Origin of the sequence: Streptomyces sp., assembly GCF_031178505.1 — a bacterium.
GTDB lineage: Bacteria > Actinomycetota > Actinomycetes > Streptomycetales > Streptomycetaceae > Streptomyces > Streptomyces gulbargensis.
In genome coordinates this window covers 1-3,984 of sequence record NZ_JAPSIW010000662.1, presented here as the reverse complement: position 1 = coordinate 3,984, position 3,984 = coordinate 1, and the positions used below count along the sequence as shown (strand labels likewise).

Below are 3,984 nucleotides of genomic sequence, written 5' to 3'. Positions count from 1 at the left end.
GGAAGTACGGGACCGTGGCCACCTCCAAGGGTGTCAAGCCACTGACGGAGGCCGTCGGACCGCAGCTCGCCGCCTACCGGGACGTACTGCCGGTCGCCGACATCTCCCCGGAGAAGGCCAGGAAACTGCGGCTGCCGACCACGGTCGACGAGGTACCGGCGGAGCACTGGGAGACGCTGCTCGCGGAGGTGACCCGGAGCGAGGACGACGCCTTCGTCGGCAACACCTACGTGATGCTGACCCGCTTCGGCGCGGCGTTCCCCGAGGACTCGCTGACCCGGTGCCGGATCGGGGACGGATGGGACACCCGCCCCGACGAGGAGATCACCGTCGCGGTCGGCGCGACCGAGTACCGGGCTCTGCGCGCGGAACAGCTTCCCGCCCTGCTGGTGGCGACCCCCGAGGACGCCGAGCTGATGGTGGAGAAGTGGAGCATGAGGCGCTTCGCCGACGCCATCACCAAGGAGACCCGTGAGGTCACCGACGGAGACCCCGTCGCGCTCGTCGAGCTGTTTCCCGCACTGCGCCAACGACTCGACAGCGCCAACCGGAACACCATGGTCCAGCGGTGCAGCGAGCTGGAAGAGGTGACCCGGACCGAGAACGGCATCAAGCCCCGCCCCTTGGACGCGGTGCGGCAGGGCGACACGATCAAGGTGCGCGTCCCCGTGGCCGCCGAGCCGATGCTGCGACTGATCGACCGGGAACTGGGGCTCGGGCTGGGCGCCGCCGGCTGTCGGGCGGTGCTCGAGCACCAGGAGCGCATGGCGCGGGACAGTGAGACCAAGGCCGCGCTGAGGGCCGTCCGTGACGCCGAGGACGTCGTCGCCAAGATCGAGGCGCTGATCGGCGCCGAGGCCCTGCGCACCGGACTGCCCGACGGGCTGATGGAGGCCGAACTGCAGGAGAACGACGGCGCGGAGCCCTCCGGCCACCGGATCGCGCAGATGGCCTTCAACGCGCACGGCGACGGCATCCTCCAGCACCACGCACGCGACATCCAGGCCAAGTTCCCGAACGCACCGGTCTCCTACGGAGGCTCGTCGGCCGCCGTCGCCTTCGTCTCCGACCTGAGGTTGCCGGTGGCCTTCGCCGGCTCCAGGACTCCGACGCCCCCGGCCTTCGAGACGGTGGACGGCCCCCGGGACTTCCCCCGGCTCCACGACTACCAGGAGGACCTGGTCCGCAACATCACCACCCTCCTCGACCGACTGGCCCCGCAGCGCGCCATGCTGTCGCTGCCCACCGGCGCGGGCAAGACCCGGGTCACGTCCGAGGCCGTGATCCGCTGGGTGAAGCGCGTCGGCGATCTGGGCGGCCCGCTGCTGTGGATCGCGCAGACCGAAGAGTTGTGCGAACAGGCGGTGCAGAGCTGGAAGTTCGTGTGGAGCAAGGTCGGTGCCGAGCGGCCTCTCACCGTCAGCCGACTGTGGAGCGGCAACGAGGTGGGGGACGTCGTCGAGAATCCGCACCTGGTGGTCGCCACCGACGCCAAACTGGAGCGGTGTCTCGGGACCGACCAGTACGCCTGGTTGCGACAGGCCGCACTGGTGATCGTGGACGAGGCCCACACGGCCATCTCCAAGCGGTACACCGAGCTCCTGTCCCGGTTGGGGCTCACCCAGTACGAGACGGGACGGCACCTGCTCGGCCTGACCGCCACGCCGTTCCGGAACACCAACGAGGACGAGACGCGCCGCCTCGTCACCCGCTTCGGCAACCGGCGGCTCGACGAGGGTGTCTTCCCGTCCGGCGACCCGTACCGGGACCTCCAGGAGTGGGGGATGCTCGCCCAGGTCGAGCACCGCACCCTCGCCGGCGGCCGGATCGAACTGACCCGGGACGAGAAGACGCACGCCGAGCGCATGGCGATGCTGTCCCGCGCCGCCGAACAGCGCCTCGCCGACGACCACGCCCGTAGCCGCCGCATCGTCGACGAGTTGGCGGGTCTTCCGGCGGACTGGCCGACCCTGCTGTTCGCCACCTCCGTCGATCACGCCAAGTACCTGGCGGCCATGCTCAACGACCGGAGCATCCCGGCCGCGGCGGTGGACTCCACCACGAGTGCCCAGGACCGCCGCCGGCGGATCGAGGACTTCCGCTCGGGACGCATCCGTGTCCTCACCAACTACGGGGTGCTGACGCAGGGGTTCGACGCTCCCGCGACCCGCGTCGTGGTGGTGGCCCGGCCGGTCTACAGCACCAACGTGTACCAGCAGATGATCGGGCGCGGCCTGCGCGGCCCGAAGAACGGCGGCAAGCCGACCTGTCTGATCCTCGACGTCGACGACAACATCGCCAACTTCGACACCAAGCTCGCCTTCACCCAGTTCGAGCACCTGTGGAGCAGAAAGTGACCGACGCCTATCTCGACAGCCCTCCGCTCACCGACGAGCAGCGGGCCGTGGTCGAGCAGCCCTGGCACGCCCGTGTCCTGGTCACCGCCGGGGCCGGTGCGGGCAAGACGCACACCCTGGTGCGACGCCTCGACGCGCTGTGCGGGCACGAGGACCCGGAGGAGGCGTTGGAGGCGGCCGAGATCCTGGTGCTCACCTTCTCCCGGGCCGCCGCCCGCGAGCTGCGCGAGCGGATCTCGCGTCACGGGGAACGCGCGTACCGGGTGCGGGCGCGGACCTTCGACGCGTGGGCCTACGAGGTGCTCACCCAGGCGTATCCGGACGGCGAGTGGGGCGCGGTCGGCTTCGACGAGCGGATCGCCGCCGCGACCCGGGCGATCGAGAAGGGCGCGCTGGAGGCAGGCGACGCCGTGCCGCCCGCGCACGTCGTGATCGACGAGGTGCAGGACCTGCTGGGCGGACGCCGCGAGCTGGTCGAGACGCTCCTCGACCGGTACCAGGAGAGTTGCGGCTTCACCGTCGTCGGAGATGCCGCTCAGTCCGTCTACGGTTTTCAGATCGCGGACCCGGGCGAGCGTGCCGACGAGACCGGCAGGTTCTTCGACTGGCTGCGCTGCTCGTACCCCGACGACCTGGTGGAACTGCGCCTCACCCAGAACTTCCGGGCCGGTACCGAGGAGGCCCGGGTCGCGCTGGCGCACGGCCCCCGTCTCCAGCGGCTCACCGACCCGGACGAGGCGGCGACGCTCTACGACGAGCTGCGTGACCTCCTCCTGGACCCGAAGAACGCGATGGGCGACCTCGGCGACGAGTTCACCCTGGACGGTCTGCGGGACAGCACCGACACGTGCGCGATCCTCACCCGCGACAACCAGGAAGCCCTCGTGGTCTCCGGTCTGCTGCACGCACACGGCGTCGAGCACCGGCTGCGGCGCCCGCTCGAAGAGCGTCCGGTGCCGTACTGGGTGGCCGAGCTGCTGCGCAGCACCGAGGCGACCGGTCTGGCCGAGGACCGGTTCCGCTCCCTCCTCGCGGGCGTCCCTCTGCCCCACGAGCCGAACGCCGACGCCCTGTGGACGGTTCTGCGTCGGACGGCGCGGGGGCCCGGACGCGGGGTGCTCGACCTCGACCGGCTGCGTCGCGCCGTCGCCGACGGCCGGTTCCCCGACGAGGCCGCCGACCCGGAGACGGCCCGGATCGTCGTCTCGACCGTGCACCGGGCCAAGGGCCTCGAGTTCGACCGGGTGATCGTCCTTGCCCCGCCGAGCGTCGCGGAACTGCACAAGCGGTACGGGGACGACCTCGACCTGCCCGCCGAGGCCCGGGCGCTGTACGTGGCGATGACGCGGGTCCGGCACGATCTGTACCACGCGCCCCCTCCGGAGCTGCCGCACTTCCGGCGGGCGGGACACCGACGCGACGGCCGGCGCTACCTCGGGTCGTGGCGGTCGTACGACAGGTACGGGATCGTCGCCGAGGCGGGCGACGTGTGCCGGGACACCCCCCCGGGCCACGAGGTCGACGCCGTCGCCACCCAGGCGTACCTCGCGGCCCGGGTCCGCCCCGGCCAGAGGGTCGTCCTGCGCAGGAGGCACGACGTGCCGATGGGTGAGGCCCAGAGCCCGCC

Annotated in this window: 2 protein-coding genes; both read left to right on the top strand. The window is 71.5% G+C overall.

The genetic code is table 11. The features are described 5' to 3' along the window. A partial coding sequence (locus tag RIF68_RS30035; RefSeq protein ID WP_309054430.1) for a DEAD/DEAH box helicase occupies positions 1-2,357 on the top strand: 2,357 nt, incomplete at its 5' end. Beyond that, positions 2,354-3,984 (top strand): UvrD-helicase domain-containing protein (locus RIF68_RS30030; RefSeq protein WP_309054429.1); only part of this gene is annotated, 1,631 nt, incomplete at its 3' end. The genes RIF68_RS30035 and RIF68_RS30030, both read left to right, overlap by 4 nt.